The sequence below is a fragment of the Pseudomonas sp. S1_G07 genome (assembly GCF_054668565.1).
On record NZ_CP162778.1, the window covers coordinates 4,820,317 to 4,833,720 of the forward strand.

General features: G+C 62.2%; 12 protein-coding genes. 8 read left to right on the forward strand and 4 right to left on the reverse strand.

From position 1 onward, the window contains the following. Position 1 precedes the first annotated feature (1 nt). The 8 genes from copD to AB4O05_RS21880 all read left to right on the forward strand — a co-directional run bounded on the left by copD (position 2) and on the right by AB4O05_RS21880 (position 8,217). A complete protein-coding gene (copD, locus tag AB4O05_RS21845) occupies positions 2-859 on the forward strand; it encodes a copper homeostasis membrane protein CopD (RefSeq protein ID WP_460135341.1) in 858 nt (285 codons plus the stop codon). Positions 860-1,182: 323 nt separating this feature from the next. Continuing rightward, entirely contained in the window at positions 1,183-2,445 is a 1,263-nt protein-coding gene (locus tag AB4O05_RS21850; RefSeq protein ID WP_460135340.1) for an OprD family porin, read from the forward strand. 222 nt (positions 2,446-2,667) lie between these two features. Then, a complete protein-coding gene (locus tag AB4O05_RS21855) occupies positions 2,668-3,483 on the forward strand; it encodes an NAD-dependent epimerase/dehydratase family protein (protein WP_460135339.1) in 816 nt (271 codons plus the stop codon). Positions 3,484-3,513: 30 nt separating this feature from the next. After that, positions 3,514-4,389 carry an SMP-30/gluconolactonase/LRE family protein gene (locus AB4O05_RS21860; RefSeq protein ID WP_460135337.1) on the forward strand — a complete coding sequence of 292 codons (876 nt, stop codon included), beginning with the start codon at positions 3,514-3,516 and terminating at the stop codon, positions 4,387-4,389. A 51-nt stretch (positions 4,390-4,440) separates the two neighbouring features. After that, a complete protein-coding gene (locus AB4O05_RS21865) occupies positions 4,441-5,412 on the forward strand; it encodes a TRAP transporter substrate-binding protein (RefSeq protein ID WP_460135336.1) in 972 nt (323 codons plus the stop codon). 63 nt (positions 5,413-5,475) lie between these two features. Further along, positions 5,476-6,003 (forward strand): TRAP transporter small permease, encoded by a 528-nt coding sequence (locus tag AB4O05_RS21870; RefSeq protein ID WP_460135334.1) that lies wholly within the window; start codon positions 5,476-5,478, stop codon positions 6,001-6,003. A 1-nt stretch (position 6,004) separates the two neighbouring features. After that, positions 6,005-7,285, forward strand: coding sequence for a TRAP transporter large permease (locus AB4O05_RS21875; RefSeq protein WP_460135333.1), 1,281 nt, complete (start codon positions 6,005-6,007; stop codon positions 7,283-7,285). Between the two features lie 68 nt (positions 7,286-7,353). Next, complete coding sequence (locus AB4O05_RS21880) at positions 7,354-8,217, forward strand: aldose 1-epimerase (RefSeq protein ID WP_460135332.1); 864 nt, start codon at positions 7,354-7,356, stop codon at positions 8,215-8,217. Between the two features lie 119 nt (positions 8,218-8,336). Here the strand turns inward: AB4O05_RS21880 and AB4O05_RS21885 are convergent, their stop codons facing one another. From AB4O05_RS21885 to AB4O05_RS21900, 4 genes are all read right to left on the reverse strand, one after another. Continuing rightward, complete coding sequence (locus tag AB4O05_RS21885; protein WP_460135331.1) at positions 8,337-9,482, reverse strand: HlyD family secretion protein; 1,146 nt, start codon at positions 9,480-9,482, stop codon at positions 8,337-8,339. After that, entirely contained in the window at positions 9,479-11,122 is a 1,644-nt protein-coding gene (locus AB4O05_RS21890; RefSeq protein ID WP_460135330.1) for an MFS transporter, read from the reverse strand. The genes AB4O05_RS21885 and AB4O05_RS21890 overlap by 4 nt, the downstream gene beginning before the upstream one ends. 244 nt (positions 11,123-11,366) lie before the next feature. Next, positions 11,367-11,624 (reverse strand): DUF6124 family protein, encoded by a 258-nt coding sequence (locus tag AB4O05_RS21895; protein WP_460135329.1) that lies wholly within the window; start codon positions 11,622-11,624, stop codon positions 11,367-11,369. Positions 11,625-11,936: 312 nt separating this feature from the next. Beyond that, positions 11,937-13,400, reverse strand: coding sequence for a DASS family sodium-coupled anion symporter (locus AB4O05_RS21900; RefSeq protein ID WP_460135328.1), 1,464 nt, complete (start codon positions 13,398-13,400; stop codon positions 11,937-11,939). Positions 13,401-13,404: the final 4 nt, after the last annotated feature.

Below are 13,404 nucleotides of genomic sequence, written 5' to 3' on the forward strand. Positions count from 1 at the left end.
GATGGCGACGCTGCTGGTGCTGTGCCGCTTCGTGCATTTCATCGTGGTGTTGCTGATATTCGGGGCCTGCGTGTTCAGGCCCTGGTTATTGGGCACTGCACCGCAACCGTTACTGGACCGCACACTGCTGCGCACCACCCGGGCGCTGGCCTGCACAGGCCTGGTTTCCGGGGTGGCGTGGTTGCTGTTGATCACCGCCAGCATGGCCGGCAGTTGGGACGCCGCGCTGCAACCGGCCACCGTCCAGTTGGTGCTGGGCAAGACCTTCTTCGGCCAGGTGTGGGTCTGGCACCTGCTGCTGAACCTGCTGCTGGTGATTACGCTGATCAAGCCCTGGCCGGCCTTGCGCCTGCCGTTGAGCGCGCTGTTGCTGGCAACCCTGGCCCCCGTTGGCCATGGCGCGATGCTCGATGGGCTGGACGGGCACTTGTTGATCCTCAATCAAGGAGTACACCTGGCGTGTGTCGGTGCATGGCTGGGTGGGTTGTTGTTGCTGGTGCTGATCCTCAGGCAATCGCCGCGTCCGGCACTGGAGCCGATCCTGCGGCGCTTCAGCGGTGTGGGCTATGGGCTTGTTGCCGGCCTGCTGGTCACCGGCTTGATCAACGTGCGCGTGCTCACCGGGCAACTGTGGCCCACGCCGTTGTTCAGTGGGTTCGCCCTGATTCTGTTGATCAAAGTGATGCTGGTGCTGGGCATGGTGGCGCTGGCCCTGCTGAACCGGGTGCGCCTGGAGCAGTGCGAACAACGCGTGGGCAGCCTGAAGGCCAGTGTGGGGCTGGAGTGGGTGCTCGGTATTGCAGCGGTCGCGGCAGTTTCCCTGCTGGGCACCTTGCCGCCAATGGTCATGGCGGGTTGAAGACCTGCGTTGGTATTGATTTTAAATAATTAACTTGTTACTTAAACGACCCTGTTTTTGTGGCGAGCGGGCTTGTCCACGGGCCCCACTCGGCATGGGCACTGACCGGTAACTTTTGTAGGAGCGAGCTAGCTCGCGAAAAACCCGAGGACGCCGCGGGGGATCGGGTTTGCCGCGTTATCGTTGACGTTTCACATCCACTAACCGCAAGTCATCGTATAACTACTGCTTGACACCCAACGGAAACCCCGCAAATATCCGCGCTAATGTTGTACGACGACGTATGACAAAAATAAAAACAACAAAAGCAAGGGAGCCTCACTGTGCGTCAATTCGCCCGCAATTCCTCCTCGCGTCTCGGTCTTATCAGTCTCGGCAGCCTGGCCTTCACCTTGCCGATCGGCGCCCACGCCGAAGGCTTCGTCGACGACGCCAAGGCCACGCTGAACCTGCGTAACGCCTATTTCAATCGCAATTTCACCAACCCCGCCAATGCCCAAGGCAAGGCTGAAGAGTGGACGCAGAGCTTCATTCTCGATGCCAAGTCCGGCTTCACCCAGGGCACCGTGGGTTTCGGGCTTGATGTGTTGGGCCTGTACTCGCAGAAGCTCGATGGCGGCAAAGGTACCGGCGGTACCCAGTTGTTGCCGATCCACGACGACGGCCGCCCCGCCGATAACTTCGGACGCCTGGGCGTGGCGCTGAAAACCAGGCTGTCGAAGACCGAATTGAAAGTGGGTGAGTGGATGCCGGTACTGCCGATCCTGCGCTCCGACGATGGCCGCTCCCTGCCCCAGACCTTTCGCGGCGGTCAGGTCACGTCCAATGAAATCGCCGGCCTGACTCTCTACGGCGGCCAGTTCCGTGGCAACAGCCCACGCAACGACGCGAGCATGGAAGACATGTTCATGAACGGCAAAGCCGCGTTCACCTCCGACCGCTTCAACTTCGGCGGCGGCGAATACACCTTCAACGACAAACGCACCCAGGTCGGCCTGTGGTACGCCGAGCTGACCGACATCTACCAGCAGCAGTACGTCAACCTCACCCACAGCCAACCCGTGGGCGACTGGACCCTGGGCGCCAACCTCGGCTTCTTCAACGGCAAGGAAGACGGCAGCGCCCTGGCCGGCGACCTCGACAACAAGACCGCGTTCGCCCTGCTCTCGGCCAAGTACGGCGGCAACACCTTCTATGTCGGCCTGCAAAAGCTCACCGGCAACAGCGTGTGGATGCGCGTCAACGGCACCAGCGGCGGCACCCTGGCCAACGATAGCTACAACTCCAGCTACGACAACGCCAAGGAAAAATCCTGGCAGGTGCGCCACGACTTCAATTTCGCGGTACTCGGCGTGCCGGGGCTGACCCTGATGAACCGCTATATCAGCGGCAGCAACGTGCACACCGGCGCGATCACCGATGGCAAGGAATGGGGGCGTGAATCGGAGCTGGCCTACACCGTACAGAGCGGTGCGCTGAAGAACCTCAACGTGAAATGGCGCAACGCGACCATCCGTCGAGACTTCAGCACCAACGAGTTCGATGAGAATCGGATTTTCGTCAGCTATCCGATTTCCCTGCTGTAGGGCTTCGCGGCGAACGCCATTTTCAAGGCCGTGTGGGGGCTGGCTTGCCTGCGATAGCGGTCGGTCAGTTAGCACCGGCTTGCCTGACACAACGCCATCGCAGGCAAGCCAGCTCCTACATTTGAATCTCACTCGTCTGGAATAGCATTGACAACCTGGGGTCCCCTAACAATACTTCGACACAGTCATACGACAACCTACAACAAAAAATTTGGAATCCCCATGACCACCACCCCAGCTCCCTTCAACCGCCTCCTCCTCACCGGTGCCGCCGGCGGCCTCGGCAAAGTCCTGCGCGAACGCCTGCGCCCCTACGCCCAGGTACTGCGCCTGTCGGACATCGCCAACATGGCCCCGGCTGCCGATGCATCGGAAGAAGTTCAGCCCTGCGACCTCGCCGACAAACAGGCCGTGCACCACCTGGTGGAGGGCGTCGACGCCATCCTGCACTTTGGCGGTGTATCGGTGGAGCGCTCCTTCGAAGAGGTGCTGGGCGCGAACATCAGCGGGGTTTTCCACATCTACGAAGCCGCCCGCCGCCATGGCGTCAAGCGCGTGATCTTCGCCAGTTCCAACCACGTGATCGGCTTCTACAAGCAGGGCGAAACCCTCGACGCTCACTCCCCTCGCCGCCCGGACAGCTACTATGGCCTGTCCAAGTCCTATGGCGAAGACATGGCCAGTTTCTACTTCGACCGTTACGGCATCGAGACCGTGAGCATCCGCATCGGCTCCTCGTTCCCGCAACCGCAGAACCGCCGGATGATGCACACCTGGCTGAGCTTCGACGACCTCACCCAACTGCTCGAACGCGCGCTGTACACCCCGAATGTGGGGCATACCGTGGTCTATGGCATGTCGGATAACCTCGACACCTGGTGGGACAACCGCTACGCCGCCCACCTCGGCTACGCGCCCAAGGACACCTCCGAAGTCTTCCGTGCCCAGGTCGAAGCCCTGCCACCCGTGGCCGCCGATGACCCGGCGGCGGTTTATCAAGGCGGCGCCTTCTGCGCGGCCGGGCCATTCGGTGACTGAGTTCACACCAACCCAAGGGAATGAGTGGCCATGACTGCTGAATTGATCGTCGACGCCCGCAATGCCGTGGGCGAATGCCCGGTGTGGGTGCCGGAGGAAAACGCGCTGTACTGGGTGGACATCCCCAACGGCGGCCTGCAACGCTGGAGCGCCAGCACCGGCCATGTGGCAGCGTGGAAAGCCCCGCAGATGCTCGCCTGTATCGCCCGTACCACGACGGGTAACTGGGTCGCCGGCATGGAAACCGGCTTTTTCCAGCTCACCCCGCACAGCGACGGCAGCCTCGACACCACGCCCCTGGCCAGTGTCGAGCACCCGCGCGCGGACATGCGCCTCAACGATGGCCGCTGTGATCGCCAGGGCCGCTTCTGGGCCGGCAGCATGGTATTGAACATGGGGCTGAATGCGGCCGAGGGTATCCTCTACCGCTATGCGTCAGGTTCGGCGCCTCATGCCCTACTGGATGGCTTTATCACCCTCAACGGCCTGGCCTTCAGCCCCGATGGCCGCACGATGTACGTCTCGGACTCGCATCCGTTGGTGCAGCAGATCTGGGCCTTCGACTACGACATCGATACCGGTACCCCGTCCAATCGCCGCGTGTTCGTCGACATGCACCCGCACCCCGGTCGCCCCGACGGCGCCGCGGTCGACGCAGACGGCTGCTACTGGATCTGCGCCAACGACGCCGGCCTGATCCACCGCTTCACCCCCGATGGCCGCCTGGACCGTTCCCTGAGCGTGCCGGTGAAAAAACCCACCATGTGCGCCTTTGGCGGCAGTCGCCTGGACACCTTGTTCGTCACCTCGATCCGTGACGACCAGAGCGACCACTCCATCGCCGGCGGCGTATTCGCCCTTAACCCCGGCGTCAAAGGCTTACCCGAACCCTGCTTCACCCTCTAGCTGCACCGCTGCGCCTTGAACACAACAATAACAAGACAGGAATGACATCCCATGGACTTCAAACGCACCTTGCTGGCCGCTGCATTTCCACTCGTCGCCACCCTCGGCAGTGCCGCCCAGGCACTGGAAATAAAATTCGCCGACATCCACCCCGCCGGCTACCCCACCGTGGTTGCCGAAGAAAACATGGGCAAGGCCCTGACCCAGCAAAGCAACGGCGAACTGACCTTCAAGTACTTCCCCGGCGGCGTGCTGGGCTCGGAAAAGGAAGTGGTCGAACAGGCCCAGGTCGGCGCGGTGCAGATGACCCGCGTCAGCCTCGGCATCGTCGGCCCGGTGGTGCCGGACGTAAACGTGTTCAACCTGCCGTTCGTGTTCCGTGACCAGGCGCATATGCGCAAGGTCATCGACGGCGAGATCGGCGACGAGATCCTCGCCAAGATCACCGACTCCGAGTTCGGCCTGGTGGCCCTCGCCTGGATGGACGGCGGCACGCGCAACCTCTACACCAAGAAACCGGTGCGCAAGATCGAAGACCTCAAGGGCATGAAGATTCGCGTGCAAGGCAACCCGCTGTTCATCGACGCGTTCAACGCCATGGGCGCCAACGGCATCGCAATGGACACCGGCGAGATTTTCAGCGCCTTGCAGACCGGGGTGATCGACGGCGCGGAGAACAACCCGCCAACCATGCTGGAACACAACCATTTCCAGAACGCCAAGTACTACACCCTCACCGAACACCTGATCCTGCCTGAACCCATCGTGATGTCGAAAATCACTTGGAACAAACTCACCCCGGCCCAGCAGGACATGGTGAAAAAAGCCGCCAAGGTCGCCCAGGCCGATGAACGCGTGCTGTGGGATGCCAAGTCCGCCAGCAGCGAAGCCAAGCTCAAGGCTGCCGGCGTCGAGTTCATCACCGTCGACAAAAAGCCCTTCTACGACGCCACCGCAGCGGTTCGCGCCAAGTACGGCGCGCCTTACGCCGACATCATCCAGCGTATAGACGCCGTTCAGTAACGCCCTCCTCCCTGACAAGGCCCGGCGCGGTTCGTACCGACGCGCCCGGTCACGGTGAACGCCATGAAGAATCTACTGCTGCGCATCAACGACCGCATCTACATGACCTGCATCTGGGTCGCCGGCCTCTCGGTTCTCGGCGTCGCGCTGATCATCCCTTGGGGCATCTTCGCCCGCTACGTCCTCGGCACCGGCTCCAGTTGGCCGGAACCTACCGCCATCCTGCTGATGCTGGTGTTCACCTTTATCGGCGCCGCCGCCAGCTACCGCGCCGGCGCGCACATGTCGGTGGCCATGGTCACCGACCGCCTGCCCCCCGCCCAACGGCGAATCGTCGGCATCTGCTCACAATTGCTGATGGGCACCATCTGCCTGTTCATGGCCATTTGGGGCAGCAAGCTATGCCTGTCCACCTGGAACCAGTTCATGAGCGCCATCCCCACCCTGCGCGTGGGCATCACCTATATGCCGATCCCGATCGGTGGGGTGCTGACGCTGATCTTCGTGGTGGAAAAACTCCTGCTCGGTGACCAGAGCAACCGGCGCGTGGTGCGCTTCGACCTGGTGGAAGAAAGCGAAGGGGCTGCCTGATATGGACGCATTGATTCTGTTGGGCAGCTTTATCGCCTTGATCCTGATCGGCATGCCGGTGGCCTACGCCCTGGGTTTGTCGGCGCTGATCGGCGCGTGGTGGATCGACATCCCATTCCAGGCCCTGATGATCCAGGTGGCCGGCGGGGTGAACAAGTTTTCGCTGATGGCGATCCCGTTCTTCGTGCTGGCCGGGGCGATCATGGCCGAGGGCGGTATGTCGCGGCGCCTGGTGGCGTTTGCCGGGGTGCTGGTGGGTTTCGTACGCGGTGGCCTGTCCCTGGTGAATATCGTGGCCTCGACGTTTTTCGGCGCGATTTCCGGCTCGTCGGTGGCCGATACCGCCTCGGTAGGCTCGGTGCTGATCCCGGAAATGGAACGCCGTGGCTACCCGCGTGAGTTCGCCACCGCCGTGACCGTCAGCGGTTCGGTGCAGGCGCTGCTCACCCCGCCCAGCCACAACTCGGTGCTCTACTCCCTGGCGGCCGGCGGCACGGTGTCCATTGCCTCGCTGTTCATGGCCGGCGTGGTGCCGGGCCTGCTGATGAGCGCGTGCCTGATGGTGCTGTGCCTGATCTTCGCGAAGAAACGCGATTACCCCAAAGGCGATGTCATCCCCCTCAAGCAGGCGCTGAAAATCGCCGCCGACGCCCTCTGGGGCCTGATGGCCATGGTGATCATCCTCGGCGGGATCCTCTCGGGTATCTTCACCGCCACCGAATCGGCCGCAATTGCCGTGCTGTGGGCCTTCTTCGTGACCATGTTCATCTACCGCGACTACAAGTGGAACGAACTGCCCAAACTGATGCACCGCACGGTGCGCACCATTTCCATCGTGATGATCCTGATCGCTTTCGCTGCCAGCTTCGGCTACATCATGACGCTGATGCAGATCCCGGCGAAGATCACCACACTGTTCCTGACCCTGTCGGACAACCGCTACGTGATCCTGATGTGCATCAACGTCATGTTGCTGCTCCTCGGCACGGTGATGGACATGGCGCCGCTGATCCTGATCCTCACACCGATCCTGCTGCCGGTGGTGCTCGGTATCGGCGTCGACCCGGTGCATTTCGGCATGATCATGCTGGTCAACCTCGGCATCGGCCTGATCACCCCGCCGGTGGGCGCGGTGCTGTTCGTCGGCGCGGCGGTGGGCAAGGTGAGTATCGAAAAAACCGTGACCGCGCTGCTGCCGTTCTATGCCGTGCTGTTCCTGATCCTGATGGCAGTGACCTACATTCCGGCATTGTCGCTGTGGTTGCCGAGCGTGGTGCTGTAAACCCAACCTGGCAAACACCAGTGGTCACTGGTGTTTGTTCTACTTCATTCGGCAGGTCAATTGTGTCTTTGAACTTCGTTGAACTTCAGGATCAACTCACTCACCTGGTCATCGCCCCCGATATCGGCGGCAGCCTCGTCAATTGGAGCGTGCGCGCCACCGGCCAGCCGCTGTTGCGGCATAACGACCAGCAGGCAATCAACACCGGTCTGCCCGGCAAACTGGGCTGCTACCCCTTGGCGCCGTGGTCCAACCGCATTGCCCACGGCGGTTTCGACAACCCCGACGGGTGGTTGGCACTCACGCCGAACAGCCTCACCGATCCGCTGCCGATTCATGGCTCGGCCTGGCAGCAGGCGTGGCAGCTGGTCAGCCAGACGGCGGATGAAGTGGTACTGGAGATGGTATGCGAGACGCCGTTCGCCTATCGCGCCGAACAGCGGATCCGCTTGAACAATGGCGAGCTGAGCATCGCCTTGCGCGTGACTCATCTGGCGGAAAAAGCCGCATGGCATGGCCTGGGCTTGCATCCGTACTTTCCGCGCAAGCCGAATACACGCTTGCAGGCCAAGTCAGCGCAGGTGTGGCTGAGTGACGCGACCAAACTACCGACCGGGGTGGCGGCGGTGCCGGCCGAATGGGATTTCCGGACGTTGAAAAACCTGCCCGACGGCCTCGTGGACAACGGCTTCTGCCAATGGGACGGGCATTGCCGGATCGAACAACCGGAGCTGGGTTATGCCCTGGAATGCCGGGCCAGCGGCGCCGATTATTTCCTGCTGTACTGCCCGCCGGGGTTGGGGTTCTTCTGTATCGAGCCGGTAAGTCATCCGGTGAATGCCCATCACTTGCCGGGCAGGCCGGGCCTGAAACTGCTGGAGCAAGGCCAATCCACCCACCTCGATTTCAGCCTGAAATACACCCCCCTGTAGGAGCGAGGGGGACGCCTAGTTCTTGCTCGCGAAAAACCTCAGGGCAATGCGGGGCGTCAGGCACCCCGCGTTATCGTTGACGATCTTCGCGAGCAAGCTCGCTCCTACAGGGGGCCGGCTCAGGGTGGTGAGTTTTTCAGGCGCCCGGCGGTGTCGATGCTGACGACCACCGACAACCCCGGCCGCAACCGCTCGCTCTCGGCCTGATTCGGGTCCACCGTAATCCTTACCGGCACGCGCTGGGCAATCTTCACAAAGTTGCCGGTGGCGTTGTCCGCCTGCAACAGGCTGAACTCCGAGCCCGTGGCCGGGGAAATATGCTGCACCGTGCCATGAAACCTGCGGTGGTTCAGCGCATCCACGGTGAACGTCACCGGCTGGCCGACCTGCACCTTGTCCATCTGGGTTTCTTTCATGTTGGCGATTACCCACAGCTGCTTCGGCACCAGGGCCATCAACTGCGCGCCGGAGTTGACGTAGGCCCCCAGCCGCACACCAATCTGCCCCAACTGCCCGTCACGTGGCGCCGTGATGCGCGTGTTGGACAGGTCGATACGCGCCAGCTCCACCGCCGCCTCGGCACTCGCCACCGCCGCTTCCAGGGAACCGCGATTGACGATCACCGTCTGCAAATCCTGCCGCGCAATTTCCAGGCTGGCCTGGGCTTGTGCGACGGCCGCGAGGGTCTGCGCATGGGCGGCGCGAGTCACGTCCAGCTCGCGCCTGGAGACCGAACCGTCGCTGATCAACGCTTCGTTGCGACGCAGGTCCGCGGTGCTTTTGCGCGCTTGGGCCTGGCTGTCCGTCAACGCTGCCTGGCGCAGTTTGATCGTCGCTTCGGCGCTGTTGCGTTGCTGCACCACATTGGCCAGCGAGGCCTTCTGCACCGCCAACTGCGCCAGCGACTGGTCGAGGCGTTGCTGATAGATGCGGTCATCCAGGCGTACCAGCAGGTCGCCGGTTTTCACGTACTGGAAGTCGTGCACGGGCACTTCAACGACATAACCGCTGAGCTGCGGGCCAATGATCGTCACCTGGCCACGCACCAGGGCGTTCTCGGTGGTTTCCACCGCGCTGCTGAACGGCGGCAATTGCCAGGCATACAGCACGATCATCACCCCAACGATGGCAATCGCGGCAAAGCCCAGGGACGAGAGGATGCGCACGCGCAATGAGCGCGGCTCGGTGACCGTGGCGCCGGGCGGCGTAGTGCCCTCAGGGGTGGCGGCGATGGCGTTGGTGGTCGTGGTGGTCGGTTCGGTCATGAAGTGGCGCCGCTGGGTTGAACGGAAGTGGCTGCTTTGGTGGTGCTCATCAGCCACAGACTGCGGATAAAAATCCAGACCATGGTCAGCATCGCGATAATCGCAATCAGCATGAAGACATCGTTGTAAGCCATGACGTTCGCCTCACGGGTCGCCGCCGTGGCCAGACTGCGAATACCCATGAGGTTGCGCAGTTCCGGGTCGCCGACGATGCCGCCATAAGCCGAGCCGCCGCTCTGCACCCGTGCGGCCACGCGTGGGTCAAGCAGGGTCAGGTGTTCGACGATCATGCTGGAGTGATACTTCTCGCGCACGATCTGGAACGTGCCGAGCAACGCCGCGCCGATCAGGCCGCCGAGGTTCTGACAAATGCCGAACATCACCGAAAAGCTCACCAGGTTACGCGGGTTGGCCAACACGTTTTTCGTGCCCAGCACCATGGTCGGCCCCAGAAAGAACGTACCGCCGAAGCCTAGGAGGAACTGGCTGATGTACAGGTTCTGCGGGCGCGTGAGGTTGCTGGAGAAACTGTCCATCACCGAGCCTGCGGCCATCAGCGCGAGGGAAATCACCAGCGGCATCAGCAGGTGCGCCGGGTTGATCGTCAGCGCGCTGACCACCAAGCCACTGATGGCGCCGGCCAGCATCACCACGTACAGCGTGTGCATCTGCTGGTAGCTCATGTTCAACATCTGCATGAACCCCACCGCACCGGTGGACTGCTCCGACAGCACCATGCGAATCAGGATCACCGCCAAAGCCAGGCGGATCATGGTGCCGCTGCCCAGCCAGCGGGTCATCAGCAGCGGGTTGGCGCGGTTATGTTCGATGGCCAGGCCCGTCATGATCAGCACCAGGGAACAGGCTGACGCGACGCCGATCCAGGGTGCCTCCAGCCACCAGTCGATACGCCCCAGGGACAGCACCGCGCAGAGCAAGGCCACGCCGCTGGCGAGGATGGCGAAAGTAAGGAAGTCGAGTTTCTCAAAGGTCTTGAAGCGGTCACCCGGCGGCAGCTTGAGCAAAAACACGCACCCCAGGCAGATCAGCGCCATGCCCAGTTCGAACAGGTACAGGCCGCGCCATTCGGCGATCTGCAGCAGGTCTTCGGAAAACAGCCGCGCCAGCGGCAAGGCCAACTGCGCCGTGCCCAGGCCCAGCACCAGGGACTTCAAACGCCATTTGGCCGGGAACGCCTGGATCATGTAGTACAACCCCAACGAACTCAGCGCCGCGCCAACCATGCCATGGGCCGCCCGCACCGCGATGGCCGAATTGAGATCGTTGACGAACAAGTGGCCGAAGGTCACCAGCGCATACAACACCAGGAACACCTCGGTAAACGCGCGCAGGCCGAACTGCTGGCGGAACTTGACCAGCAGCAGGTTCATGCACACGTTGGTCATCACATAAGCGGCGGGCAACCAGGCCATTTCGGCGGTGGTCGCACCGAGGGCGCCTTGCAGGTATTGCAGGTTGGCGATCACCAGGGCGTTACCGAGGCCACCGGTGATGGCCACCAGCACACCGACCAGCGCATACAGCCAACGCTTGTGCGTGGGGTGCCACGGCGTCGACGGCGAACCCGGCAGGCTCGGGCGCTCGTGGGGTTCCCAGGTGCGGGGGGTGTATTTGTCCATTCGATGACCTGGATGAGCCGACAGGTGATGTTGCTGGGGGTTACTTAGGGAGTAGTAAACCTGAGCGGAGTTCATCTTGCCATTTCGAAGGAACAAGTGATCATCGAAGTCGGCACGGTCAAAACTGTGGGAGCGGGCTTGCTCGCGAAAGCGGTGGGTCAGTCAACGCCAATGTTTGCTGGGCCGACGTCTTCGCGAGCAAGCCCGCTCCCGCAGTTGATCTGCTTTGTTTTGAGGACCGTGATCAGGACGCTACAGGGCACTCGCGGCCCAAGGCCGCCTCGACCAATATCTGCGCCATTTCAACTGATTGCACCAGTGTCATCAGTTGCTCACGATGAACGCCTTGCATATGTTGAGCAGCCTCATGCCCGGTGACCGCGGCTGTCTCGATAATTTCACTGGCATTGCTCAGCAATTCTTCCGTGCTCAAGTCCGAACGAACGCAAAAGAGCGGATGGCTGAAGGCTGCTTCAGGGGGATTGGGAGCCGTTTTTTTCATGGTGAAGCTCCTGACATTGATGGAGCCACCAGCCTCGTGACCAAACGAAAGGTGGCAGGCCGTACGCAGGTTGGTCAACCGGGATGTCAGGCACCCGGCGCACTCGAAAGTGCCCCGCGCACAGCCCACCATGAAGCATTATCGCAGGCACAAAAAAAGCGCCTGAAATACTTCGGTTGGCGCTTGTGCGCCTGACATTGGACGGGTGACCAAACCCGATCACTGATTTTGCAGTGACGGGACGAATCATAGGCGGCAGATGGTGAGGACGCAACTGATGGCGAGCGGGCCAGTTTGCTGTGCGACTCCAAATCAGATCCACCCCAACCAGCTCCAATAAGTCGCCGCAAACACCAACATCAACCCATACCCGACCAGCGTCACCAACACCCCCACCTTGGCAAACTGCCGCGCCGTAAACGTGCCGGTGCCCAAACACACCATGTTCTGCGGCGCATTGATCGGCAGGATAAACCCGTAGCTCATCACAAACCCCAACAGCATGGTCATGCCCAACCGGCTGAAATCCCCCGGCAGGTTCTGCAACACCGCAATCAGAATCGGCAACAACGCCGAGGTCAACGCCGTGGCGCTGGCAAACCCCAGGTGAATCACGATCAAAAATGCCCCAAGAATTGCAAACACCCCCAACGGTCCCACCTGATCCAACCCCGTGTGGGCCACAACCGTAGAACCCAGCCACTGCCCGGCCTGGGTGGTCAGCAACGCCGTGCCCAGGCTGATGCCCACGCCGAACACAATCACCGTGCCCCATGGGATACGCGACTGCACATCCTTCCAGGTCATCACCCCAATCCCCGGCAGCAGCAGGAAGACCAGCCCGGCATAGGTGGTCGAGGTGGTGTCGAAATTGTGCAGGCGCCCTTCCGTGGCCCAGGCCAGTAACAGCAGCACCGACACAGCCAGCAGGCGCTTCTGCGGCCCGGTCATCGGGCCGATGTCCACCAACGATTGCGCCACGGCTTCCTTGCCGCCGGGGATGCTCTCGGTTTCCGGCGGCAGCAGTTTGAGCACCAGGAACAGCAACACCGCCGACATGATCAGCGCCCACGGCGCGCCAGCGATCAGCCAGTCGATCCACGACACGCGCTGGCCGAGCATCTTGTCCATAAAGCCCACGGTCAGCAGGTTCTGCGCGGCGGCGGTCTGGATACCGACGTTCCAGATGCTGGTGCCCTGGGCCACGACGATCATGATCCCGGCGGCGATGTTCGAGCGCTTGTCGACACCGAACGCGGCGATCACCCCCATCATGATCGGCACCACACAGGCACTGCGCGCGGTGGCGCTGGGCACCACCAGGCTGAGCAGGATGGTCACCGCAATCGCTCCCAGCAGAATACGCCGGGTGCTGGTGCCGATTCGGCTCAGGGTGACCAGGGCGATGCGCCGGTCCAGGCCGGTGTGGGTCATGGCGGCGGCGATGAACAGCGCGCCCGCCACCAGCGCCAGCGCCGGGTTGGAGAACCCGGTGAGCGCCATGCTGATGGCCGGGCTGGTACCGATCAGGTGCGTGGGGTCTTGCAGCGACGGCGCGGTACCGAGCAAAAACGCCATGAGCGAGGTGATCATGATTGCGCTGGCTTCATAGGACACCGCTTCGGTGATCCACACCACCACCGCGAATGCGAGGATCGCCAGCATGCGCTGCCCGGCCACCGGCAAGCCGACGGGCAGTGGCAACAGCAGCACGCCGGCCATCACCAGCACGGCGACCACCAGGCCCAGGGGTAATTTGAATGATGCCGCGCTCATGATG

Bases quoted from the DNA above. Each gene is read 5' to 3' on its own strand.
- copD (WP_460135341.1), top strand. From the start codon at position 2: ATGGCGACGCTGCTGGTGCTGTGCCGCTTCGTGCATTTCATCGTGGTG.
- AB4O05_RS21855 (WP_460135339.1), top strand. From the start codon at position 2,668: ATGACCACCACCCCAGCTCCCTTCAACCGCCTCCTCCTCACCGGTGCC.
- AB4O05_RS21860 (WP_460135337.1), top strand. From the start codon at position 3,514: ATGACTGCTGAATTGATCGTCGACGCCCGCAATGCCGTGGGCGAATGC.
- AB4O05_RS21865 (WP_460135336.1), top strand. From the start codon at position 4,441: ATGGACTTCAAACGCACCTTGCTGGCCGCTGCATTTCCACTCGTCGCC.
- AB4O05_RS21870 (WP_460135334.1), top strand. From the start codon at position 5,476: ATGAAGAATCTACTGCTGCGCATCAACGACCGCATCTACATGACCTGC.
- AB4O05_RS21875 (WP_460135333.1), top strand. From the start codon at position 6,005: ATGGACGCATTGATTCTGTTGGGCAGCTTTATCGCCTTGATCCTGATC.
- AB4O05_RS21885 (WP_460135331.1), bottom strand. From the start codon at position 9,482: ATGACCGAACCGACCACCACGACCACCAACGCCATCGCCGCCACCCCT.
- AB4O05_RS21890 (WP_460135330.1), bottom strand. From the start codon at position 11,122: ATGGACAAATACACCCCCCGCACCTGGGAACCCCACGAGCGCCCGAGC.
- AB4O05_RS21895 (WP_460135329.1), bottom strand. From the start codon at position 11,624: ATGAAAAAAACGGCTCCCAATCCCCCTGAAGCAGCCTTCAGCCATCCG.
- AB4O05_RS21900 (WP_460135328.1), bottom strand. From the start codon at position 13,400: ATGAGCGCGGCATCATTCAAATTACCCCTGGGCCTGGTGGTCGCCGTG.